The following is a 25,100-nucleotide window of genomic DNA, read 5'->3' as shown; positions in this document are numbered from 1 at the left end:
CGTGAGGTCTAAGTAAGAAATATGCAATTTTTAGATAAAAAAAAACACCTTAAAGTTTAATTTAAGGTGTTTTTTACCACTTATTATGAAATTATTTGATAAACTCAATTTTCTCAGCATCTACATTGTTTTCGCTATCTGAAAAACCTTGCTCACGCATCCAATCATCACTATATATTTTACTCATATAACGTGAACCATGATCTGGAAAAATCATGACTACATTACTATTTTCATTAAATTCTCCTTGTTCTTCTAATTGCTTAACTCCCTGAAAAACGGCTCCGCTTGTATAACCTACAAATAAACCTTCTGTTCTAGAAATATACCTGGCTGTATGTGCAGCAGCTTCATCGGTAACTTTTATAAACTTATCGATAACATCAAAATCTGTAGCAGTAGGAATTAGATTTTTACCTAAACCTTCTATTCTGTAAGGATAAATTTCTTCTGGATCTAACTCTCTGGTTTCGTGATATTTTTTTAAAACAGAACCATAAGCATCTATACCAATAACTTTAATGTCAGGATTTTGTTCTTTTAAGTATTTTGCGGTACCAGAAATTGTACCTCCCGTACCACTACAAACTACTAAATGTGTTATTTTTCCTTCTGTTTGTTTCCAAATTTCTGGCCCGGTACTTCTATAATGAGCATTCATATTTAGCTCGTTAAAGTACTGATTAATATACACAGAATCTTTCATTTCACGATGTAACCTTTTAGCTACTTCATAATAAGAACGAGGATCATCTGGAGCAACATTAGCAGGGCAAACATAAACTTTAGCGCCCATTGTTTTCAGCATATCTATTTTATCTACTGAAGATTTTGAGCTCACAGCCAAAATACACTCATAACCCTTAATAGCACTTACCATAGCGATACTGAAACCCGTGTTTCCTGAAGTGGTTTCTATAATTGTACTACCAGGTTTTAAAATTCCTTTTCGCTCTGCTTCTTCAATAATATGAATAGCTATTCTATCTTTAGAAGAGTGTCCTGGGTTGAAGGCTTCTACTTTTGCAAAATAATTTCCTTCTAATTCTTTAGTTATTTTATTGAGCTTTATAAGTGGCGTATCACCTATGAGTTGCAATACATCATTATAAACCTTTAAGTCTTCTTTCATAAATTGAAGTTCTCGTTAACATATAAAAATGTTTCCATTTGAAGCAGGAAACATTTTCGAAAAACATCGCAAATTTACAATATTTTTTTTAATTATTTAGTTATTCCTTCTAAGTCTAATATAAAGGCATAATCTTCAGCTACTTCTTTTAAAGCTTCGAATCTACCTGATGCTCCGCCGTGACCTGCATCCATATTGGTATGAAAGAGTAATTTGTTTTGATCTGTTTTAAATTCTCTCAACTTAGCTACCCATTTTGCAGGCTCCCAATATTGTACTTGAGAATCATGAAAACCAGTAGTTACCAAAATATTCGGATAATCTTGTGCCACCACATTATCATAAGGAGAATACGACTTCATATATTCATAGTATTCTTTTTCATTAGGATTTCCCCACTCATCGTACTCGCCAGTAGTTAGCGGAATAGTATCATCTAGCATTGTTGTAACCACATCTACAAAAGGAACTGCAGCAATTACTCCATTATATAATTGAGGCGCCATATTTAAAATCCCGCCCATTAGCATTCCGCCAGCAGAACCTCCCATGGCGTATAAATGTTTAGGTGAAGTAAATTTTTGTTCAATTAAATACTTACTACAATCAATAAAATCTGTAAATGTATTTCGTTTAGAAAGCATTTTTCCGCTTTCATACCAATTTCTTCCTAAATATTCTCCACCTCTAATATGAGCGATAGCAAAAATAAATCCGCGATCTAATAAACTTAATCTTGAAGTTGAAAATGAAGGATCTGTAGTATGGCCATAACTTCCATAAGCATATTGTAAAACTGGATTACTCCCATCACGCTGTATTCCTTTTTTGTACACCAACGAAATTGGAACTTGAGTCCCATCTTCTGCCGTTGCCCAAATACGTTCTGATAAATAATTCTCTTTGTTAAAATTAGGATCTTGAACCGCTTGTTCTTTCATCACTTCGCTTTCTTTCGTTTTCATATTGAAATCGATCACTGAAGCTGGCGTGGTTAACGAGTTATAACCGTAACGCAAAACATTGGTATCAAAATCTGGATTGGTTCCTGTATATGCGGTGTAGGTTTCATTATCAAAAGGCAAATAATAATCCTCTTGATTATCCCAACTCATGATTCTAATTCTATTTAAGCCATTATAACGTTCTCCTAAAACCAGATAATTTTTAAAGATATCCATATCTTCAATTAATACATCTTCGCGATGCGGTATAATTTCTTCCCAGTTTTCTGAAGTGGTTTTATCTAAGCTAGTTTTCATGAGCTTAAAATTCTGAGCTTCATCTTTGTTGGTGATGATGTAAAAATGATCTTCAAAGTGAGAAAAAGCATATTCTACCCCACGTACTCGCTCTTGGAACATTTTAAATTGACCACGAGGTTTATCTGCATCTAAAATCTGATATTCATCACTCATCGTACTGCTAGAACCAATAATGATGTATTTTTTAGATTTCGACTTGTACACAAATGTGTTAAAGGTTTCATCTTTTTCGTGATAAACCAAAATGTCATCATCTGAATTTTCTCCTAAAATATGCTGATAAATCTTATCTGAGCGTAAAGTTTCTTCGTCTTTGCGCGTATAAAAAAGTGTTTTATTATCGTTAGCCCAAGTAGAGCCACCGGTAGTGGTTTCTATTTTTGTAGGAAGAATTTCGTTGGTTTCTAAATTTTTAATCTGGATGGTATAATTTCTTCTACTCACTGTATCTACCCCAAAACTGATCATTTTATTATTTGGACTTACACTCAAACCACTCAGTTTAAAGTAAGGATGACCTTCTGCCATTTCATTACAATCAAATAAAATTTGCTCTTCGGCTTCTAAGGTTTCTTTCTTACGTACGTATATAGGATACCCCTTCCCAACTTCAAAACGAATATAATACCAATATCCATTTAATTTATAAGGCACAGACGAATCGTCTTCTTTAATTCGACTTTTCATTTCTTCAAACAAATCAACCTGAAATTGTTTGGTATGCGCCGTCATCTTTTCATTATAATCATTTTCATCTTCTAGAAATTTTACAACTTCTGGATTTTCACGTTCATTTAGCCAAAAATAGTTATCGTTTCTAGTATCGCCGTGCATACTTAACTCTTTAGCTATCTTTTTTGCTTTGGGTGGCTGTATATTTTCTTTTATCATGATTATATTAGCTTCTATATTTAGATGAATGCAAAGGTAAAATTTCGGCAGAAATGACGAAGCATTGTAAGTATTTAATAACTTTGCGCCTTAACCCAAAAAAGAAGAAGCTATGTTTGGAGATATGATGAACAAACTTAAAGAAGCGCAAGCCAAGGTTGAAGAAACCAAGAAGCGCTTAGATACTGTAACGATGCAAGAAAAATCTAGTGATGATTTACTAAAGATAACCATTACTGGAAATCGTGAAATTAAAAATATTGAAATTGCACAAGAATTACTAGAAGACAAAGAACAATTGGAAGATTATTTGATATTAACCCTTAACAAAGCCATTAAAAAAGCTTCAGATATGAACGAAGCAGAATTGGGAGCTGCAGCTAAGGACGGTATGCCAGACATCCCAGGAATGGATATGTTTAAATAAATAAAAGTAAGAGGTTTTCTAATTTTAAAAAATTAGAGAACTTCTTTTTCTTTAACCTCTTATTATGAAAAAAATAATAAGCGTGGTCGCTTTTTTCTTAATTATTGCTATTCACCTTATATTTCTTACCTCTATTTTATTTGAAAAAATTAATACAACTTGGGTTGTTCTGGGAGTTATTTTAATAACTGCGATGATTACTTATAGTTATTACCACAGCTCGACAGAACAAGAAGATCATTTTCTAATAGATCTTCAAGATATTTTTTATATTGCTATTGGTGGAGTTACCACCTACTTTTTAAATGTAGATTTAAAATTAGGCGCAGTAATCGCCGCAGGAATTACAGGAACATTAGCCGCTCTTATTCCTTATTTAAAACCAAAATCAAATACTTTTAAAAGAATACCATTAACCGTTTATTGTGGTGCCTTTGTAGGAATGTCTCAACCAAATGTAGCTTCAGGATATAGTTTTATTCTATTTGCCTGTTTTTTAACCGGAATTTTATTTATTGGAGCCAAAAATCTTTTTAATGGTTTTGGAGGTAAATTAGGAACACTTGCTTTTGGTGGAGTAGCGTTCGCTTCACTTCTTATCTATCTATTTTTATGATTACAGCAAACATGATAATCTTAGTTATCACTGGAGTTATAGGAAGCTTAGTTACCTATCTACTAAACAATCATTTTAAACTTGGTGCGGTTTTATCTTCTGCTTTCCCCTCATTAATTATAGGCTTATTCTTTTATTTTTTTTCTGAAACAGTAAATAACTATTTGCAGCAACAAATCCCTATAGTTTTTATTGGAGCTTCTTTTGTAGGAATGGTTTCTAAACAAATATTACACCACTACTTATACGTGATTTTAGCTGGAATTGTATTTGCAATTGTCTATTTAAACAAAGGTACTTTCTTTAATAATTTTGGCGGTGCATTGGGTACTACAGCTTGTATTGGGGTGATTACCGCAATGAGTTTATCTACCATTATAAAACACAAAGGCATAAAACGAAAAAAATCTATCAAATAAAATTGATAGATCTTTTTTCTTCTCCCTTATTTATTTAGAACAAGTTTTTTAGTATTTCTATAAATTTTTGATGCATAAGCTGTGTATAGTCTAAATGGGTAACCATTCTTAACTTTCCTTGACCCATAGCGCTTATAATCACTCCATGATCTTCTAGTTTTTTTAAAAATTTTATTTCATCAATACCTTCATTTAAATAGAAAATAATAATATTAGTTTCTACAGGTTCTACTTCTTTCACATAAGTCTGAGAGGTTAAAACTTCAACCAATTCTTTTGCTCTCTGATGATCTTCTGCCAAACGTTCAATATGATGATCTAACGCATAAATACCTGCAGCAGCCATAAAACCTATTTGTCGCATTCCGCCGCCAAAAACTTTACGTACACGCAGTGCATTTTTCATTTGTTTTTTATCGCCAATTAAAACAGAACCCATTGGTGTGCCTAGCCCTTTAGATAAGCAAACTGAAATGGTATCGAAAATTTCTCCATATTGCTGAGGGGTTTCTCCTTTTGCCACCAGCGCATTAAATAAACGAGCGCCATCTAAATGCAAGCCTAGCTGATGTTCATCACAAACCTTTCTAATTCGTTTTATTTCTTCAAAATCATAACAAGCGCCACCGCCTTTATTGGTTGTATTTTCCAAACAAACTAAAGAAGTTAACGGACTGTGGTAAAAATCTGGTGGATTTATATTTTCTTTTACTTGCTCAGCAGTAATCATTCCGCGATCTCCATCTACTAATTTACAAGAAACTCCGCTATTAAATGAAGCGCCACCGCCTTCATAATTATAAACGTGAGCCCATTTATCACAAATTAACTGTTCACCGGGCTGAGTGTGTAATTTAATAGCTGCTTGATTAGCCATACTTCCTGTAGGAAAAAACAGTGCCATTTCTTTACCAAACATTTCTGCTAAACGTTTTTCTAATAAATTTACGCTAGGGTCTTCTTTATATACATCGTCACCAACTTCTGCATTCATAATTGCCTCTAGCATTGCTGGTGTTGGTTTTGTTATCGTGTCACTTTTTAAATCTATCATAACTATCATTTATATTCAAGAAATTCAAATTTACAAGAATTCTTTAAGGTGTATCAAGTTCAAATAAATTATCCATAGAAGTAAAAATTATTCTGAAGTAATTCTCCCTAAAATAATTGTAATTTTATAATTCAAAAACAACAAAAATGGAAATTGCTATAATTGCACACGATGGTAAAAAGTCTGAAATGGTAAATTTTTTGACAGAATATAAAAATTTTTTCCTTCAAGATCATATTAAATTAATCGCTACAGGCACTACAGGGAATAAAGTAGAAGGTGCAGGCTTTAAAGTAAAACGCTATTTATCTGGACCCATTGGCGGCGATGCTCAAATTGCAGGTCGCGTAGCCGAAGAGAAATGTAAAATGGTGCTATTTTTTAGAGATCCTTTAGAAAAGCATCCACACGAGCCAGATGTTTTGATGTTGTTGCGTATATGTGATGTACATAATGTTCCTTTAGCTTCAAATCCTGCTTCAGCAAAACTTTTAATAAAAGGTGTTTCTAAACTTAACCACGAAAATTAGGATGTACTAAACTTCTGTTAGCGAAATTTAGTTTATCATTTTTATGTATTTAGGACTACTATTATTAACAAATTTATACTCAAATCTTTTTTTAGCAACTAGCGAACTTCTATTTTTGCCCATACATTTAAAATATAAATATGATTACTCAAGATACTTTAAAAGACCTCAAAGAACGTGTCACCGCCCTAAAACAATATCTTTGACGTAGATGCTAAACGTATCGAAATTACTAACCTAGAAGAAAAAACCTTTGCTCCTGATTTTTGGGATAATCCACAAAAAGCTCAAGTTCTTGTTCGGCAACTAAATGCAGAAAAGAAATGGGTAGAAAGCTACGAGCAAGCGCTTACTTTTTATGAAGATTTAGAGGTTATTTTTGAGTTTTACAAAGAAGACGAAGCTTCTGAAGATGATTTAAACAGCCGTTACGAAAAACTAAAAACGCTCGTAGAAGATTTAGAGTTTAAAAATATGCTTTCTGAAGAAGGTGATGATCTTTCTGCTGTATTGCAAATTACTGCTGGTGCTGGTGGTACCGAAAGTTGCGATTGGGCACAAATGCTCATGCGCATGTATTTAATGTGGGCAGAAAAGCAGGGCTTTAAAATTAAAGAACTCAACTACCAAGAAGGCGATGTAGCTGGTATAAAAACGGTCACTCTAGAAATAGAAGGCGATTATGCTTTTGGTTGGTTAAAAGGGGAAAATGGCGTGCACCGTTTGGTACGTATTTCTCCGTTTGATAGTAATGCTAAACGTCATACTTCTTTTGCTTCGGTTTACGTATATCCTTTAGTAGACGACTCGATTGAGATAGACATTAATCCTGCAGATATAGAGATTACCACCGCAAGATCAAGTGGTGCTGGTGGTCAAAATGTAAATAAAGTAGAAACAAAAGTACAATTGGTACACCACCCTACAGGCATACACATTTCTTGTTCAGAAACACGTTCACAACATGAAAATAGAGATCGTGCGATGCAGATGCTACGCTCACAACTTTATGAGATTGAACTGCAGAAACAATTAGCTCAACGGGAAGATATTGAAGCCGGAAAGATGAAAATTGAATGGGGATCGCAGATTAGAAATTATGTGATGCATCCTTATAAATTAGTAAAAGATGTTCGTACAGCTGAAGAAACTGGAAATGTAGATGCAGTTATGGATGGGCAAATAGATCAGTTTCTCAAAGCCTATTTAATGATGATGGGGCAAAAAGAAGATTGATTTCTTACTGCATTTCTAACTTAATTTATTGCTGGTTTTGAAATTTCTTTTTCTTGCCTTATATTATAGGTGAATTACAAAACTAAAAAGTTAAACTAATGATTAAAATATATCACAATCCTAGGTGTTCTAAATCTAGAGACGGACTTAAAATCTTAGAAGAATCTGGGAAAGATTTTCAAATTGTAAAATACCTTGATGTTCCCATGAAAAAGGAAGAAATTAAAAAAGTATTAGAACTTTTAGAAATTTCTGCAGAAGAGTTGATTCGTAAAAACGAAAAAGTCTGGAAAGAAAATTATAAAGATAAAGAACTCTCAGAAGATGAAATAATCGCAGCCATGCAGGAGCACCCTAAACTTATAGAAAGACCTATTGTGGTTAATAATGAAAAAGCGGTTATAGGAAGACCTCCTGAAAAAATTAAAGACCTATTGTAATTTTTTAACTACTGATTAACAGATAAATAGCTTAATTATTCATAATTTAAAAGAAAAAATTATGAAGAAATTTATTTTAGTATGTATAGCTGTTTTTGCTTTTCAATTCACACATGCTCAATACAGGCTAGCTATTGCAAAAGCAACTCCGCAGCAAGAATTTAAAGCAGATAAACAATCTAAAATGTTTACCAAAAAATTAGGTCTAAATGGTGAGCAACCACTTTTATTAAAAAATAAGCTGCTAGAATTCATTGTTAAAAAAGATGAAATTGTTCAATCTAAAGATCTTTCTAAAGAAGAGAAAGTAGCTAACCTAAAAGCGCTAAGAGTTAATGAACTTAAAGAAATGCAAGATATTTTAACTCAACCTCAATACGAGCAACTATTAGAAGTTGAGAGAAATTTGCGTGAAAAACGTTTAGAAAAGGGGAAAGATAAAAATTAAATATTTCTATTTACAAGTATAAAAAGTCTCTATTTAACAGATAGAGACTTTTTTATTAACTCAGTTTTAACATTTATTCATTAAACGATTCAAACAAGAATTAGTCTTACCATCAAAGAAAAACAAATGACCCAAAAACTAATCTTAGTAAAATCTGTTATTTTACTAATTACATTAACATTTAGTCAATTAGCAAATGCTCAAGAACGCGTAAATGTTACTGGAACCGTTGTAGATAAAGATGCAGGAGTTCCTTTAGAATATGCTACCGTTACTTTTATTGATAAAACTGGAGAACACTCCCCACAAGGTGGAGTAACAGATTTTGATGGAAATTTTAATATTGAAGTTTATAAAGGCACCTATAAAATTAACGTAGAATTTATCTCCTTCGAAACCAAAACTTATAACAACCAAAACTTAAATGACAATTTAAACTTAGGCACTATTAGTTTAGGATTAAATTCTGATAGTTTAGATGAAGTAGTGGTGCGTTCAGAAACTACACAAGTTGAAGTTCGTTTAGATAAAAAAATATATAATATTGGTAAAGACCTTACTACCCAAGGAGGAACGGTAACAGATGCATTACAAAATATACCTTCAGTTTCGGTAGATGTAGAAGGGGGTATTAGCTTGCGTGGTAACGATAATGTAAGAATACTTATTAACGGAAAACCTTCAGCAATGGCAGGTTTTGATGATACTTCTATATTTCAGCAATTACCAGCAGATGCTATTGAACGCGTAGAAGTAATTTCTAGTCCATCGGCACGTTACGATGCAGAAGGTACGGCTGGTATTTTAAATATTATTTTAAAGAAAGAAAAAACATTAGGTATTAATGGTTCAATTTCTTCAACATTAGGTATTCCTACAAACAATACAATTTCTACTACGCTAAATTTAAGAACCGATAAATTTAATATTTTTAATAATACAGGTGTTTACTATAGAAACTCTCCAGGAAATGCTCATTATGACAATGACTACAAATCTGGAAGCTTTGACCGCATTACAGAAGACCGTGAATATGATCGCCTAAGAAAGGGAATAAACACTAATATAGGAATGGAATATTATTTAACTGATCGTTCATCTATTACCGGTACTTTTTTCGGTAAATGGGGAAATGATGAAGATGAAAGTAATTCTTATAACAACAGATATGAAGATGGTAGTTTAAACAGTTCAACCTTAAGAAATCAATTAGAAGGTGAAGACGAAGAAACTTACCAAGGTTCTGTAAATTACATCAATAACTTTAATGATGAAGGTCATAAGTTAACAGTAGACCTTCAATATGCGTATGATAATGAAGACAAGCCCAATAATATTATTGAAACCCAAAGTTTTCCTATAGATAATTTAATAGATAGACAACGGGTTTTTGAAAACGAACGAAAAAATGAATTTCTATTTCAAGCAGATTATGTGCTTCCTAAAGGAGAATCTCAGTTTGAAGCAGGATTTAGAATTAATACCGAAGCTAATAAAACGCAATATACCTTAGAAGATTTTGACTTACAGAACAACAACTTCTCTATTAATGAGTCCCAATCTTACAATTTTAATTATGATGAAAATGTTTATGCGGCTTATTCTCAATATGGAAATAAACTTGGCGAAAAATTTTCTTTCTTACTAGGGTTACGTTTAGAACATACACAATTAAAAGGAAAAGCATTTTCAGATTATTTAGATCAAGATGAATTAGTACAAGAAATAGGTTTTGATTTTGACCCTAACTTTGATAAAAAATATACGGGCCTATTCCCTACCGTTAATTTAATTTATGAAATCGGTGATAATGAAAATATTACTTTAGGCTACAATAGAAGAATTAACAGACCTAGAGGTTGGTTTATTAATCCATTTCCATCGCGATCAAGCAGAACAAATATTTATCAAGGTAATCCAGATTTAAATCCTGCTTTCTCTAACACTTTTGATTTAGGCTATTTAAAGAAATGGGATAAATTAACTTTAAATAGTTCTATTTACTACCAACGAGAAACAGATTCTTTTGAAAGAATTCAACAAGAAACCGACCAAACCACTATAGAAGGTATTGATATTATTAGAAGTATTTCTATTAACTTAGCGACACAGCAACGTATTGGGGCAGAGTTAGGTGCCATGTATAATCCTTCTCAAAAATTAAGATTAAATGCGAGTGTAAACTTCTTTAGATTTGAAACCGATGGTGAATATGATGGTATTGATTATGGAACAGAAAGCACCAGTATTTTTGGTAGATTTAGTGCAAAATATACTTTACCTGCTAAAATAGATATTCAAACCAATGGTTTTTATTTTGGACCTAGAAAAAATGCACAAACTAAAAACGAAGGCATGTTCTCTATGAATTTAGCTCTAAGTAAAGAAGTAATAAAAGATAAACTTACGGCAACATTTAATGTAAGAGATGTTTTCAATTCGAGAAAAAGACGAGGATATACAGTAAGTGAAAATTTCACTTCAGATAGTGAATTTCAATGGAGAGAAAGACAATTTACACTTTCTTTAATCTATAGATTTAATCAGTCTAGAGAAGACAGAATGAGAGAAAAAAGACAACAAGGAGGCGCTGGAATGGATGAAGAAGGTGAATTCTAAAAAATGATAAAAGATACTCTAAACTTATTTTGTTTAGAGTATCTTTCTTTTTATGTAAGATTATCCAACAAAAAAAGGAAGCCAAATTAGCTTCCTTTTTCTGTATATATAACTTGTAAATAAAGTATTAAGAATTAAGCCCTTCTCTTTCTTTACGCTTAGCTTCTTTCTTTTCTTTAATCATTTCAATAATAGATCCTCCAATCCAATAAGGAACTACAAAACTTATTAAAAATATCATTAACCAAAATCCAATAGTTGCAATGGATAAGAATGCTAAAAAGCCAAGGTATTGATCAAAGTCAAACATAATAGATAGATTTCAAGAATTTGGTTCAAAAATAAATATTCTAATTCAATTAACACAATTTATTCACAAAAAATATAGAACCAATTTTAACTTTTATCTTTATCTCTTCAATTCAACTTAAAATTTCAGTTTTAAAAACACTTCTCATCGTCTAAAAAAAACTAAATCATTAAATTTGCTATGCTTAAAAATTAATCGACATTATGAAATATAGAATAGAAAAAGACACCATGGGCGAGGTAAAAGTACCAGCCGATAAATTATGGGGTGCTCAAACAGAAAGATCTAGAAATAATTTTAAAATTGGCCCAGCAGCTTCTATGCCCTTAGAAATTATTTATGGCTTTGCTTATTTAAAAAAAGCAGCGGCTTATACCAATGAGAAATTAGGAGTTTTACCAGCCGAGAAAAGAGATTTAATAGCTCAAGTTTGTGATGAAATTTTAGAAGGTAAACATGACGATCAATTTCCGTTAGTAATTTGGCAAACTGGTTCTGGTACGCAAAGTAACATGAATGTAAATGAAGTGGTCGCTAACAGAGCGCATCAAATTGCAGGAAAAACCATCGGTGAAGGTGATAAGACACTTCAGCCTAACGACGATGTAAACAAATCACAATCGTCAAACGACACCTTCCCTACAGGAATGCATATTGCGGCTTACAAAAAAGTAGTTGAAGTTACCATGCCTGGAGTAAAACAGCTTAGAGATACACTACAAAAAAAAGCTAAAGAGTTTAAAAATGTGGTAAAAATAGGACGTACACATTTTATGGATGCTACTCCCCTAACCCTTGGCCAAGAATTTAGTGGTTATGTTTCACAATTAGACCACGGACTTAAAGCTCTAGAAAATACACTTCCGCATTTAGGTGAATTAGCATTAGGAGGAACGGCTGTAGGAACAGGTTTAAACACTCCAAAAGGTTATGCTGAAACTGTTGCTGAGTTTATTGCTGAATTTACTGAACTACCATTTACATCTGCTGAAAATAAATTTGAAGCTCTTGCTGCACACGATGCCTTAGTAGAAACACACGGAGCGCTTAAACAATTAGCCGTTTCTTTAAACAAAATAGGTAACGATATTAGAATGTTAGCTTCTGGACCAAGAAGTGGAATTGGTGAACTTAACATTCCTGCAAACGAACCTGGTTCTTCTATTATGCCTGGTAAAGTTAACCCTACACAATGTGAAGCTTTAACAATGGTTTGCGCCCAAGTTGTTGGTAACGATATTGCAGCAACTGTTGGTGGTTTACAAGGTCAGTTTGAATTAAATGTTTTTAAACCTGTCATGGCCGCTAACTTATTACAAAGTGCACAACTAATTGGAGATGCATGCGCCTCTTTTGAAGAACATTGTGCTGCTGGTATTGAGCCTAACCAAGAACGCATAGACGAATTATTAAAAAATAGCCTAATGCTAGTTACCGCTTTAAATACTAAAATTGGTTATTATAAAGCTGCTGAAATTGCCAACACAGCTCACAAAAACGGAACTACTTTAAAAGAAGAAGCCGTAAACTTAGGTTACACTACTGCTGAAGAGTTTGAAGAATGGGTGAAACCAGAAGATATGGTTGGTGAAATGGATTAAATCTCATGCCCCAACAAAAACAAAAGCCATTCCACTATTGAAATGGCTTTTGTTTTTGTTGACATTTTATTCTTTAAAAATAATCAATTAAAAAAATAAATAATATTTATATTTTTATAGTAAAACGAGCACCTTAAACGCAATAACAAGCTAAATGAAATACTATGAATTTTATTAAAAACCCTTCGAAAAACATCCTAATCCTATTTACTGCCATATGGTTTTTAATAATTACGTTATTCATGTTTAGTATTATTACAGATGTATTTGACGAAAGTTTGTTTCAGAAAAAATACTTATTACTTTATTTATTATTACTCAATCTAACATTATTTCTTATGAATATTTTTAAGAATTATAGAAAAAACAAAAAATCCCGATAAAATCGGGATTTTTTGTTTTTTCTATTCAGTATCGCTATTATCCTCAACTTGAGTCAACGTATAATTCTCTGGTTGATCAAAAGGCTTTGCCTGATCATTTAATCGAATTAGCTTATGCTCTTCCACCTTAAAAAATAACGGCATCGCCTCAGGTTGGTTGATCCTAAAAACACCCTCGTGGTCAGTCCACTCAAATTCACCTGTCATTCTTTTAATTTCATCCCCGCCTGCAATTTTATAAATCTCATATAAAGCATAATGTTCATCTTCACTTAAAGTAAGTTTTGTAATTACTTTATCGCAAGCATTACAAGGTAAATCTCCTTCATATACTCCAATATAATTTATAGATGAATTTTTATCACAACTCGTCAAACCTACAGCAATAAAAATAGCTATTATAAAAGACTTCAATTTCATATATTTTTATTTTTTTAAGTATTTCACATACTTTCGATTTGCAAAATGACCGATAATTAGCCAAGCTACAAAAGAACCTATGATAAATTTATAACTTATAATTTGGCTTCCGCTAGCGTACGAGTGTAATCCGGTTAAATAGAAATTAACACCAAAATAAGTCATCATAATCGATGCGAAAGCAAATACTGATGCCCAGTTAAAAGCAAATCTTCCACGCAAACCTGGTACCAAACGCATATGTATTACAAAAGCATATACCATAATACTAATTAAAGCCCAAGTTTCTTTAGGGTCCCAACCCCAGTATCTACCCCAACTTTCGTTAGCCCATTGACCGCCTAAAAAGTTACCAATCGTTAACATCACCAAACCTACGGTTAATGAAAGCTCTGTAATTATGGTAAGCTCTTGAATATTTAAACTCATTTTCTTTTTGTTCTTATCATTGGTTAAAATCATAAGAATTAAAGAGACTAAACCGAGAATCATGCCGAGTGTAAACGGACCGTAACTCGCTACAATTACCGCCACGTGAATCATTAACCAATATGAATCTAACACTGGTTGAATGTTAGAAATAGCAGGATCCATCCAATTCCAGTGAGCAATCATTAAAATCATAGCAGAGACAAAAGTGGTAGAGGCAAAAGTTAGATCACTTTTTCTGCCAAAGGCAATACCAAAAAACATTGTAGCCCAAGCTACATAAATCATGCTTTCGTAAGCATCACTCCAAGGTGCGTGGCCAGAGATATACCAACGCGCAATTAAGCCTGCGGTATGCATTGCAAACAATACAATAATGGCAACTTTGCTAATCGTAACTACAGCTTTTAATCCTTTTTTATCATAAAAAATTAGAAGAATTACGAAGATGAACATCAGCGATCCTGCCAGCATATATTGCCAGAATAAACCTCGAAAAACATCGTATTTATTATACATAATTTCCAGTTCTACTTTACGGTCTGAAGGCATCACCTCTTCTCCATATTTTTTCTGAAAACCTTTAAGACTTTCTAATACTTCATCTGCTTTATCATAGCCGCCAGTACTTTTGGCAGTCTGAATAGTTTGCATATAAAGTGGTAAAACCTGTGTTACATAAAGTGAATCTACTCCTGTAAATTTACCCTCAGTTTTCATAACTTCAGGATAAGAAAGCCATTTATTATTAGCATCATTAGGAATAGGGAAAATCTTTAATACTTTTCCTTCTAACGCATTATATAGTAAGTTTACTTTTTCATCTGCTAAAATAAAATCTTTCTGAAATTGATTTTTCACTTCTGCTTGATAAGCTGTTTCTAAATAAGAAGATAATTTATAGGCACCTTTCTGATCAAAAAAACTAGCTAAAGTAATATGTTTAGTCCCTTTCTCTACTCCTAAAATATTATGTAAACTATCATTTTTACGTTCAACATAAATTATAGGAACATTATACCAAAGTGTAGGATTTTGAAATATTGAAAATAGAACTTGATCACTATTTAAACCTTCATAACTATCAGAATGGCTTAATTTTCTTAATAATTCTGAAGAGTACGTATTGGCAGGTTTCATTCTACCGCCAGCATCTTGAATAATTAATTTTCCAAATTTTTCGGCGTGCTCTTCTGCTATTGCATTTTTCTTAATAATAGCATCTACTTCTTCTTTCGAAAAATTAGTAGATATTTGAGTCTCATGTTGATGTTCTTCTGCTAAATGATCATGTTGATGTTCCTTTTCATTAATGTTACCAGAGGTTACCTCTACTTCTTGCTGAGCAAACCCAGTTAAACCTATCAATAAAACCAGAACACTTAAAAGTTTTGATTTTTTAGCTTTTACTTTATCTAATTTCACCTTTAACTCGCCAAATCGGGAATTCTTGTCAAATAAAATCCACATTAAACCCAAATACAATAAAAAGTAACCTATATAGGTAACCCAAGTTCCCCACCAGTCGTGATTTACAGATAAAACGGTTCCTTTTTCATCGGCATCAAAAGAAGATTGAAAAAAACGATAGCCTTTATGATCTAACACATGATTCATATAAATATCAAAAGGTTTAGATTCTCCTTCATCAATTAACTCTACTCTACTTTTAAAAGAAGAATAACTTGGTGTAGGATTGTTTTCTGTACCTGGATATTTAGCGGCTATAAAATCGTTCAATTTTAATGCAAAAGGCAGTTCATACTCTTTACTACCGTAGCGAGCATAAACTTCTAAATCGCCGACTTTCACTTCTTTAAAGTCATTAATTATACCTTTGGCTCCTAATAATTTTAATTCTTTTGTTTCTCCTGCTGCAGAAATTTGTAAAACCACACCATCTGCTTGGCCTTTCTGTTTCATTTTTGAAGGAACCATATCATAACGTCCTGTTACTACTGGATCTGGAATTACAAATTGCATGCCTGCAACATTATAGAGTGAACGCAAATTTAAATCTTGAACCGTATCGGCTGCTACCGGACCTCTTTTTTGGTCGGCCATACGCATGTAATCGCCTTCAAACGGAGTTGAAATTTTATATTCTCCATCTTCAACCATAAAATTAATCGCTCCTTCAGTTTCTTTATTAAATGCAAAAAGTATGTTATGAATGCTAGCAACTTCGCCTTCTTTTAAATAATGATCGTGACGTTGACCTCCACCAGCTTCTACAATTTTTAAATAATTTTCGCCAGTTTCATCTTCTACCAAACCTTCTTCTGCTCCTTCTATAAATTTGGTAACTTTAAAACTAACAGGCTGTCCTTTAAAATCTGTAGTTACTGTTTTATGATTATCAATCCCAGGAGCTAAATTTAATGGTAATTCTACCGATCTTCTCAGCGGCTCTCCATTAAACTCACCATCAATTTTTAAAGACAAATAAGTTTTATCTGAAAGCATTACATTAGAAACTTCTCCTTCACGAATAGGCATGACTCCTTCGTAACCAATATACCGGGTAATACCAGCACCAATTATTATTAAGAAAAATGATAAATGTATAATTAACGTGCTTGCTTTTTCTTTACTCCATAGGCGATAGCGCTTAATATTTCCTAAAAAGTTAATCGCAAAGAAAATCATAATGGCTTCAAACCACCACGTATTATAAATCCATTCTTTTGCTGTGGCTGTTGTGTAAGAATTTTCTACAAATGTGCCTATGGCCATTGACAGTGCAAAAACAACAAATAAAATTGACATTAATCGAGTTGAGAATAGAATATTCGCAATCTTTTTCTGAATCATGAGGAGTACTTTAAAAACGTAGCAAATTTACCCAATTTATATCAATCTACCTTCAATAATTCTTTCAAAATATGAATTAAATGATAATTTTAAGAAGCAATGATATTTTAATAATTTAGCCGAATGATAAAAATTGTAATTCTTGGCGCAGGAAATCTGGCGCTTCACTTATTTAAAGCGTTTAATAAAGCTACGAACACAGAAGTTATTCAAGTATATAACAGAAGTGAATCTTCGCTTCAAATCTTTAAAAATAAAACCGATACCACGACAAATTTTACGCAGTTAAAAAAAGCTGATGTATACTTGGTTTGCGTCAAAGACGATGCTATTGAAAACATCATTAAAAAACTTGCCAAAACAGAGGCGATTGTAGCTCACACTTCAGGTAGTGTGGCGCTATCTACTTCTGCTACAAGAAATGCAGTATTCTATCCGCTGCAAACTTTTTCAAAGCAAACAGAAGTTAATTTTAAAGAAATACCAATCTGTTTAGAAACTTCAGAAGAAAAAGATTTTAGTATACTAGAAAAATTAGCGAAAAATATTTCTGAAAAAGTATTTCCCATTTCTTCTGCACAGCGAAAAAAACTACACCTCGCTGCTGTTTTTGCTAGCAATTTTAGTAATTATATGTATGCAATAGCTGAAGATATATGCAATAAAAATGAAGTTCCGTTTGAAGTTTTGAATGCCTTAATTCAAGAAACGGCTAAAAAAGCTACGCTTAATTCACCAAAAACAGTACAAACTGGTCCTGCCAAAAGAAACGACCAAGCAACGATAAAACAGCATTTAGCACAATTAAATAATGCTGATTATAAGGAAATTTATAAATTGCTCACCCAATCAATAATAGATCAACATGGAAAGAAATTATAAAGAAATACTCAACGATATTACAACTTTTGTTTTTGATGTAGACGGCGTACTCACTAACGGATCTGTACTTATTTCTTCAGCAGGAGAACTGTTGCGCTCCATGCACGTAAAAGATGGCTATGCCATGAAAAAAGCAGTAAAAAATGGCTACACTGTTTGTATTATTTCTGGCGGAAAAAATGAAGGCGTACGTAAACGTTTACACGGTTTAGGAATTAAAGATATTCACTTAGGTGTAGACGATAAGGTAGCATGCCTAAATGAGTTTTTTGACGCCAACGGAATAAAAGCTGAACAGGCAGCTTATATGGGAGACGATATTCCTGATACTTTTCCTATGAGAATGATTGCGTTGCCTACTTGCCCTCAAGATGCTGTACCAGAAGTGAAAGCTATCTCTAAATATATTTCTCATAAAAATGGTGGTGAAGGTTGCGTGCGTGATCTTATAGAGCAAGTAATGAAAGTACAAAGCAAATGGGTAGATGAAGTAATGAGTAATGAATAATTTACAAATTCATCTCGTTTTTTAAATCCTGAAAATGTTCATTTAACAATGAACTATTAACTATAAATCATTCTTATTTTGAAATACCTTCAGCTTGTAAAATTACCAAATTTAGTGCTGATCATTATTACACAAGTGCTCATAAAATACTTTTTGCTTGAACCCTTCGGGATAGCGATCACCTTAAACAACTTTGGTTTTTCTTTACTAGTTATAGCTACTATTTGTCTAGCAGCAGCTGGCAATATTATTAATGCTATTTTTAATGCAGAATCAGACCTTATTAATCAACCTCATAAAGTTCTTATTGGTAGAAAAATTTCAGAAAAAGCAGCCTATAATTTATTTTTCGTGTTGAATATTTTAGGAGTTGTGATTGGTTTTTACTTATCTAATATGATACAAAAACCATCTTTTACAGCTATTTTTATCTTTACATCTGCCCTACTCTATCTTTACGCACAATCCTTAAAAAAATATTTAATTTTAGGAAATGTTCTTATTAGTTTTTTAGTAGCAATGAGTATTGTTATTTTGGGTATAATAGATTTATACCCAGCAATTACTCCACAAAATAAAATGTCACAACAAACCATATTTTCTATCTTGATAGACTATTCAATTTTTGCTTTTTTAATAAATTGGTTACGAGAAATGGTGAAAGATCAACAAGATATTAATGGTGACCATAAAGCTGGTATTAATACCTTACCCATTGCTATTGGTAAAGACCGTACCAACAAAGTAATTTTTCTAATTGCAATTCTTCCGTTAGTGGCTATATTGTATTATTTATATGAATATTTATACCATAATAATTATTCATTAGTTTATGCTTTAGTTTTTATTATTGCTCCATTACTCTATGTGATGTTTAAACTTCTTGCAGCTAACACAAAAAAAGATTATCAGCACCTAGGTTTTGTTATTAAACTGATCATGATATTCGGAATCATTTCTATAGGCCTTTATCAATTTATACTTTTATAATATTCTCATGCTAAAAGAAAAACTCTCCCAACGAAAAATTAGTTTAGCTTCAGGCTCTCCACGCAGACAACAGTTTTTAAAAGACCTTGGCTTAGATTTTGAAATTAGATTGAAACCAGTAGAAGAAGTATATTCAGATTCCCTAAGAGGAGCTGAAATTGCCACTTTTCTAGCAGAACTTAAAGCACAAGCTTTTGAAAATTCTTTAGCTGATAACGAAATTTTAATCACTGGCGACACCATTGTTTGCATTAACGATCAAGCCTTAGGTAAACCCAAAGATGAAGCAGAAGCCAATGAAATGCTTCTACAATTATCTGGAAAAACACATGAAGTAATTTCTTCCGTCTGCTTAAAATCTAATCAAAAAACAAAAACCTTTTACGATAAAACGGTGGTTTATTTTAAATCACTTTCTAACGAAGAAATCAATTTCTACATTAACAATCACCAGCCTTTTGATAAAGCTGGAGCTTACGGCATACAAGAATGGATTGGCCAAATTGGAGTAGAAAAAATAGAAGGTTCTTATTTTACAGTAATGGGAATGCCTACTCATTTATTATATACTGAATTATTGAAATTTTAACCAACGAATCTGAAAATTCAGAAAATCATTCTTCTATATTTGTATATTAAAAACTATATATGCTAGAGCTTTTTACCAAGTTTCAGAATGAATTTATTTACACTTTAGCTGCATTTATATTTCTAATTGTTTTTCGTTTTATTTTAACGACCGCAGCTAATAAAGTAGGTAAACGTTCTAATATTAATTTAACTAGAGTACAGTTAATGATGAAATACATTAACTTTCTAGTCTTTTTTCTTGCCATTTTTGTACTCTTATTGGTTTGGGGAGTTCAAGTAAGAGATGTAACCCTGGTTTTCTCTTCTGTATTTGCAGTTATTGGCGTGGGACTTTTTGCCGTTTGGTCTATTTTAAGCAACATCACTTCTGGTGTGATTATGTTTTTCTCTTTTCCTTATAAAATTGGTGATGAAATAAAAATTCATGACAAAGATTTTCCTGTTATCGCAATTATAGAAGATATCAAAGCTTTTCAAATTCATCTAAGAACTTCTGATGGTGAACTTATTACTTACCCCAACAACCTCATTTTACAAAAAGCAGTTTCACTCGTAAAAAAAGATGCTTTTCTAGTTTCTGATGAAGGCAAAGATGCATTGTAAATTTTATAATTTTAATTGGTTAGCTTCAACTTAATCATAATTTTCAAGATTTCTAATATTTCACTTTTCATAATTCATAAGTTTTTTAGTCGAATAAAAATTGCCTTAAACAAAATGATAAATTGATGTGTTAGTTTTCGCTTTCTAAAATCTTTCCTTTGCCCTTAAAGTTATTATATTTGAAACAATTCAAAAAATAGAGACTCCCAGATGAAAAAAATCATTCTGTTATTTTTAATTACTTCATTTTCTTATGTACAAGCACAAAATCCTGCAAAGTCAAACAGTTCTGAAATTTACGAAAGCATACAAAAGTTAAATTTTCTAGGTTCTGTTTTATATGTTGCCGCACACCCAGACGATGAAAATACACGCTTAATTTCTTATTTTTCTAATCAAGTTCATGCTAGAACCGCTTACTTATCGCTAACGCGTGGTGATGGCGGTCAAAATTTAATTGGTCCAGAAATTAGAGAATTACTAGGGGTTATTAGAACCGAAGAGTTATTAGCAGCCCGTAAAATAGATGGTGGCGAACAGTTTTTTTCTTGCGCTAATGATTTTGGCTATTCCAAAACCCCAAAAGAAACTTTAGAAATTTGGAATAAAAAAGAAGTCTTGAGCGATGTAATTAGAACCATTAGAAAATTTCAACCAGATGTTATTATCAATCGTTTTGATCATCGAACGCCAGGCAGCACACACGGTCACCATACCGCTTCTGCCATGTTAAGTGTAGAAGCTTTTGACCAAGCTGCTAATAAAAATATATATCCAGAACAATTAGAAAATCTAGAAACTTGGCAGCCCAAGCGTTTATTTTTTAATACCTCTTGGTGGTTTTTTGGAAGCAAAGAAAAATTTAAAAATGCCGATAAATCTAATTACTTAAGCTACGATATAGGAACATATTACCCATTAAAAGGAATTTCAAATTCTGAAATCGCTTCTTTAAGTAGAAGTCAACATAAATCTCAAGGTTTCGGAAACACTTCTGAACGTGGTAAGTCTACAGAATATATAGAACTTATTAAAGGTTCTTATCCAGAGAGCGAAAATATATTTGAAGGAATTAATACCACTTGGTCTCGTGTAAAAGGTGGAAATAAAATCGGAAAAATTTTAAAAGAAGTTGAAGAAAACTATGATTTTGAAAACCCTTCTAAAAGTATTCCTCAATTAATTGCAGCTTACAATTTAATTAAAGATTTAGAAAATGACCACTGGAGAGAGCTAAAAACTAAAGAAATTACAGAAATTATTGCTTCTTGTGCAGGATTATATTTAGAGGCGAACACCGCTACAGAATTTGCCACAAAAAATTCTAATATCGAGGTAAATCTTGAAGCTACAAACCGAAGTTCAGTTCAAATTGAATTTAAAAAAGTTTCTTTTAGCAATCTTGAAGTAGAAATTAATTCAACTTTAAAAAATAACGAACCTTTTTATAAAGGTATTGCTACCAAAATCGCTTCATCTATAAGCTACACCAATCCGTACTGGTTAAACCAGCCTAGCAGTTTAGGAATGTATACCGTTAACGATTCGTCACTAATTGGTTTACCCGAGACACCAGCACCTATTCAAGCTAAATTTACTTTAAATATCGAAGGAGAAAGTATCACATTTATTAGAGATTTGGTTTACAAAACCAATGATCCTGTAGACGGTGAGGTATTTGAACCTTTAGCTGTAGTTCCTGAAGTTTCGGTAGCTCTAGAAAATTCTACTTTAATTTTTAAGGACAATCAACCTAAGCAAGTAAAAGTAAAAATCACTGCTTATCGAGATCATGTAGAAGGAAGTCTATCTCTAACTATTCCTGAAAATTGGGAAGTAAGCCCAAAAAATATTCCTGTACAATTAGACCAAAAAGGAGTTTTAAAGACATTTAATTTTACGCTAACACCTCCAGAAAACAATGATGAAGCTTTTATAAATCCTGTTTTTAAAGATAAAAAAGATTCATTTAGTAAAGAGGTGAATATGATTACTTATAATCATATTCCGCAGCAAACGGTGATGCTTCCTGCAAAAACAAAAGTAATTAAACTAAATATTCAGAAAAAAGGAAATCATATTGCGTATATTCAAGGAGCTGGCGATGTAGTTCCAGAAAGTTTGCGCGCTATTGGTTATGAAGTTGATGTGATGGAAGCTTCAGAAATTACTGCTGCAACACTTAATAATTATGATGCCATAGTTATTGGAATTAGAGCTTACAATACCAAAAAAGAATTAGTTTATAAACAACCGCTTCTTTTTGATTACGTTGAAAATGGAGGTACCATGGTCGTTCAGTACAATAAAGATCGTGGTTTGCTTACTGAAAATTTAGCTCCGTACCCTATTCAACTTTCTTATGATCGAGTAACCAATGAATTTTCTAAAGTAAAATTTTTAGCGAAAAGTCATCCTGTTTTAAATTCTCCCAATAATATATCACAAAAAGATTTTGAAGATTGGGTGCAAGAACGTGGTTTATATTTCCCTAATAAATGGAGTGAAGAATTTACACCTATTTTAGGAATGAAAGATAATGGCGAAAAAGAAGATTTAAAAGGAAGTTTATTGATAGCTAACTACGGTAAAGGCTATTATGTGTATACCGGATTAAGCTTTTTTAGAGAGTTTCCTGCGGGAGTTTCTGGAGCTTATAAATTATTTGCTAATATTTTATCTCTCGGAAAGTAATGCAAGAAAAACCTGAAAAATACCATTGGAAAAAAGCATATACTTGGCTATTACTTGCCAATATAGCTTACGTGGTTTTGTTCTATATTTTCATGAAACTTTTCTAATAAATTTGAGCAAATGCACACGTTAGATATTATTATATTAGTTGCTACACTGGCGTTTATCGTAATTTTTGGTTATTTACAAACCCGTGGTAGTAAAAATGTAAACGATTTTTTAAAAGGTGGTAACCAAGCTAGATGGTGGACGGTGGGGCTTTCTGTAATGGCAACCCAAGCTAGTGCCATTACTTTTCTATCGGCGCCGGGACAAGCGTTTCATAGCGGAATGGGTTTTGTTCAATTTTACTTAGGTGTACCTATTGCGATGGTCGTTATTTGTACGGTTTTTATTCCTATCTATCATCGCTTAAAAGTCTATACCGCTTATGAATACTTAGAGAGCAGGTTTGATTTAAAAACTCGAACGCTAACCGCCTTATTGTTTTTGGTGCAACGAAGTTTAGCAGCAGGAATTACTATTTTTGCGCCTTCTATTATTCTTTCAGCAGTTTTGGGTTGGGATTTATTTACGCTGAATATAATTATTGGAAGTTTAGTGGTAATTTATACAGTTTCTGGTGGTACTAAAGCGGTAAGTGTCACTCAAAAACAACAAATGGGAGTCATTTTTATAGGTCTCGTTACTGCTTTTATTCTTATTGTTGCCGATCTACCTAGTGATATCACGTTTACTAACGCCTTAAAAATTGCTTCTGCTAACGAAAAACTAAATGTACTCGATTTTTCTTTTGATTGGAATAACAGATACACGTTTTGGAGCGGACTTATTGGTGGTACTTTTTTAGCACTCTCCTACTTTGGTACAGATCAAAGTCAAGTACAACGCTATCTTTCGGGTAGTTCGCTTAAAGAAAGTCAAATGGGACTTATTTTTAACGGATTTTTAAAAGTACCGATGCAATTTTTCATTTTACTTATAGGCGTAATGGTATTTGTTTTCTATCAATTTAATTCATCTCCGCTAAATTTTAATCCAGCGGCAGAAGAAGAAGTTTTAAATTCACCTTATGCAGGAGAGTACCAACAACTTCAACAGCAATTAGAACAGAACCGCATCAAAAAAGAAAAGCTTACCTACCAGTTGGTAAATACAGAAGCAAATGCAGCTATTCAAAAAGAAATTAATTTTTTAAACAAAAAAGAAAAAGAAATAAGAAAGCAGGGGAATACGCTTATCAATAAAGCAAATCCTGAATTAGAAACAAATGATAAAGATTATGTTTTTATTCATTTTATACTTAATAATTTACCCAAAGGTCTTATTGGTTTACTATTAGCCGTAATTCTTTCTGCCGCCATGTCTTCTACAGCTTCAGAATTAAACTCATTAGCCTCTACCACTACCATAGATTTATATAAACGAAATGTATCTTCAGAAAAAAGCGACAAACACTTTCTAAAAGCTTCACGACTTTTTACATTAATGTGGGGTGTTTTAGCTGTGATAATCGCTTGCACCGCTAATTTATTTGATAATCTTATTCAACTAGTTAATATTATAGGATCTATATTTTATGGCAACGTACTTGGTATTTTCTTACTTGCTTTTTTTGTAAAATTTGTGAGTAGTAACGCTACTTTTGTGGCTGCCCTGATTACGCAAATTATTGTCATTATAGGCTGGTGGTTTGATTGGATGCCTTATTTATGGCTCAATATGTTTGGTTGTGCACTCGTAATGACTATTGCCATCTTAATTGAAGTTGTTTTTAAACCTAAAGAAAAATAGGCGT

22 protein-coding genes are annotated in these 25,100 nt (G+C 32.4%); 16 read left to right on the top strand and 6 right to left on the bottom strand.

All coding sequences use genetic code 11. From position 1 onward, the window contains the following. Positions 1-91: 91 nt before the first annotated feature. Both capA and KW502_RS02475 read right to left on the bottom strand, forming a co-directional pair. Complete coding sequence (gene capA, locus KW502_RS02480) at positions 92-1,132, bottom strand: cysteate synthase (RefSeq protein WP_219038950.1); 1,041 nt, start codon at positions 1,130-1,132, stop codon at positions 92-94. Between the two features lie 92 nt (positions 1,133-1,224). After that, positions 1,225-3,288, bottom strand: a complete 2,064-nt coding sequence (locus KW502_RS02475) for a S9 family peptidase (protein ID WP_219038949.1) — start codon at positions 3,286-3,288, stop codon at positions 1,225-1,227. 112 nt (positions 3,289-3,400) lie between these two features. Here KW502_RS02475 and KW502_RS02470 point away from each other — a divergent pair, with 112 nt between their 5' ends. From KW502_RS02470 to KW502_RS02460, 3 genes are all read left to right on the top strand, one after another. Continuing rightward, positions 3,401-3,715 carry a YbaB/EbfC family nucleoid-associated protein gene (locus KW502_RS02470; RefSeq protein ID WP_219038948.1) on the top strand — a complete coding sequence of 105 codons (315 nt, stop codon included), beginning with the start codon at positions 3,401-3,403 and terminating at the stop codon, positions 3,713-3,715. Between the two features lie 64 nt (positions 3,716-3,779). Continuing rightward, positions 3,780-4,331 carry a hypothetical protein gene (locus KW502_RS02465; protein ID WP_219038947.1) on the top strand — a complete coding sequence of 184 codons (552 nt, stop codon included), beginning with the start codon at positions 3,780-3,782 and terminating at the stop codon, positions 4,329-4,331. 11 nt (positions 4,332-4,342) lie between these two features. Next, positions 4,343-4,750, top strand: a complete 408-nt coding sequence (locus KW502_RS02460) for a hypothetical protein (RefSeq protein WP_219038946.1) — start codon at positions 4,343-4,345, stop codon at positions 4,748-4,750. A 34-nt stretch (positions 4,751-4,784) separates the two neighbouring features. Here the strand turns inward: KW502_RS02460 and KW502_RS02455 are convergent, their stop codons facing one another. Continuing rightward, positions 4,785-5,804 carry a threonine aldolase family protein gene (locus tag KW502_RS02455; RefSeq protein ID WP_439651368.1) on the bottom strand — a complete coding sequence of 340 codons (1,020 nt, stop codon included), beginning with the start codon at positions 5,802-5,804 and terminating at the stop codon, positions 4,785-4,787. Positions 5,805-5,950: 146 nt separating this feature from the next. Here KW502_RS02455 and KW502_RS02450 point away from each other — a divergent pair, with 146 nt between their 5' ends. The 5 genes from KW502_RS02450 (at position 5,951) to KW502_RS02430 (ending at position 11,077) form a co-directional block, all read left to right on the top strand. Beyond that, a complete protein-coding gene (locus tag KW502_RS02450) occupies positions 5,951-6,334 on the top strand; it encodes a methylglyoxal synthase (protein WP_219038944.1) in 384 nt (127 codons plus the stop codon). 140 nt (positions 6,335-6,474) lie between these two features. Then, positions 6,475-7,570, top strand: a protein-coding gene (prfB, locus tag KW502_RS02445) for a peptide chain release factor 2 (RefSeq protein ID WP_219038943.1) whose coding sequence is annotated in 2 segments (ribosomal slippage) — positions 6,475-6,537 and positions 6,539-7,570 — 1,095 coding nt in all. Because the reading frame shifts where the segments join, the coding sequence is not laid out codon by codon here. Positions 7,571-7,668: 98 nt separating this feature from the next. Continuing rightward, the gene (arsC, locus tag KW502_RS02440; RefSeq protein ID WP_219038942.1) at positions 7,669-8,010 is read left to right on the top strand and encodes an arsenate reductase (glutaredoxin); all 342 of its coding nucleotides are present in this window, start codon (positions 7,669-7,671) and stop codon (positions 8,008-8,010) included. 61 nt (positions 8,011-8,071) lie between these two features. After that, positions 8,072-8,458, top strand: a complete 387-nt coding sequence (locus tag KW502_RS02435) for a hypothetical protein (RefSeq protein WP_219038941.1) — start codon at positions 8,072-8,074, stop codon at positions 8,456-8,458. A 126-nt stretch (positions 8,459-8,584) separates the two neighbouring features. After that, positions 8,585-11,077, top strand: coding sequence for a TonB-dependent receptor (locus tag KW502_RS02430; RefSeq protein ID WP_219038940.1), 2,493 nt, complete (start codon positions 8,585-8,587; stop codon positions 11,075-11,077). 127 nt (positions 11,078-11,204) lie between these two features. On the opposite strand, the gene KW502_RS02425 is transcribed toward KW502_RS02430, so the two are convergent. Further along, the gene (locus tag KW502_RS02425; protein WP_219038939.1) at positions 11,205-11,387 is read right to left on the bottom strand and encodes a hypothetical protein; all 183 of its coding nucleotides are present in this window, start codon (positions 11,385-11,387) and stop codon (positions 11,205-11,207) included. A 203-nt stretch (positions 11,388-11,590) separates the two neighbouring features. Here KW502_RS02425 and fumC point away from each other — a divergent pair, with 203 nt between their 5' ends. Continuing rightward, on the top strand, positions 11,591-12,988 hold the full coding sequence (fumC, locus tag KW502_RS02420) for a class II fumarate hydratase (RefSeq protein ID WP_219038938.1): 1,398 nt from the start codon (positions 11,591-11,593) through the stop codon (positions 12,986-12,988). 404 nt (positions 12,989-13,392) lie between these two features. Here the strand turns inward: fumC and KW502_RS02415 are convergent, their stop codons facing one another. After that, positions 13,393-13,791 carry a copper resistance protein NlpE N-terminal domain-containing protein gene (locus KW502_RS02415; protein WP_219038937.1) on the bottom strand — a complete coding sequence of 133 codons (399 nt, stop codon included), beginning with the start codon at positions 13,789-13,791 and terminating at the stop codon, positions 13,393-13,395. Between the two features lie 6 nt (positions 13,792-13,797). Next, entirely contained in the window at positions 13,798-17,034 is a 3,237-nt protein-coding gene (locus KW502_RS02410; protein WP_255553972.1) for a cytochrome c biogenesis protein CcsA, read from the bottom strand. A 123-nt stretch (positions 17,035-17,157) separates the two neighbouring features. On the opposite strand from KW502_RS02410, the gene KW502_RS02405 reads away from it, so the two are divergent. From KW502_RS02405 to KW502_RS02375, 7 genes are all read left to right on the top strand, one after another. Further along, a complete protein-coding gene (locus KW502_RS02405; protein WP_219038936.1) occupies positions 17,158-17,916 on the top strand; it encodes a Rossmann-like and DUF2520 domain-containing protein in 759 nt (252 codons plus the stop codon). After that, complete coding sequence (locus tag KW502_RS02400) at positions 17,900-18,424, top strand: KdsC family phosphatase (RefSeq protein WP_219038935.1); 525 nt, start codon at positions 17,900-17,902, stop codon at positions 18,422-18,424. Before KW502_RS02405 ends, KW502_RS02400 begins: the two co-directional genes overlap by 17 nt. 78 nt (positions 18,425-18,502) lie before the next feature. Then, entirely contained in the window at positions 18,503-19,414 is a 912-nt protein-coding gene (locus KW502_RS02395; RefSeq protein ID WP_219038934.1) for a geranylgeranylglycerol-phosphate geranylgeranyltransferase, read from the top strand. Between the two features lie 7 nt (positions 19,415-19,421). After that, the gene (locus KW502_RS02390) at positions 19,422-20,003 is read left to right on the top strand and encodes a Maf family nucleotide pyrophosphatase (RefSeq protein ID WP_219038933.1); all 582 of its coding nucleotides are present in this window, start codon (positions 19,422-19,424) and stop codon (positions 20,001-20,003) included. 59 nt (positions 20,004-20,062) lie between these two features. Continuing rightward, positions 20,063-20,608, top strand: a complete 546-nt coding sequence (locus KW502_RS02385; protein ID WP_219038932.1) for a mechanosensitive ion channel domain-containing protein — start codon at positions 20,063-20,065, stop codon at positions 20,606-20,608. 210 nt (positions 20,609-20,818) lie between these two features. After that, complete coding sequence (locus KW502_RS02380; RefSeq protein ID WP_219038931.1) at positions 20,819-23,302, top strand: PIG-L family deacetylase; 2,484 nt, start codon at positions 20,819-20,821, stop codon at positions 23,300-23,302. A gap of 120 nt (positions 23,303-23,422) precedes the next feature. Continuing rightward, positions 23,423-25,096: a sodium:solute symporter family protein gene (locus tag KW502_RS02375; RefSeq protein ID WP_219038930.1), complete on the top strand. Its 1,674-nt coding sequence runs from the start codon at positions 23,423-23,425 to the stop codon at positions 25,094-25,096. The last annotated feature ends 4 nt before the right edge of the window (positions 25,097-25,100 follow it).

The organism is Mesonia aestuariivivens (genome assembly GCF_019311235.1).
In the GTDB taxonomy this organism is placed as follows: domain Bacteria; phylum Bacteroidota; class Bacteroidia; order Flavobacteriales; family Flavobacteriaceae; genus Mesonia; species Mesonia aestuariivivens.
This window is presented reverse-complemented; position numbering and strand designations above follow the sequence as displayed.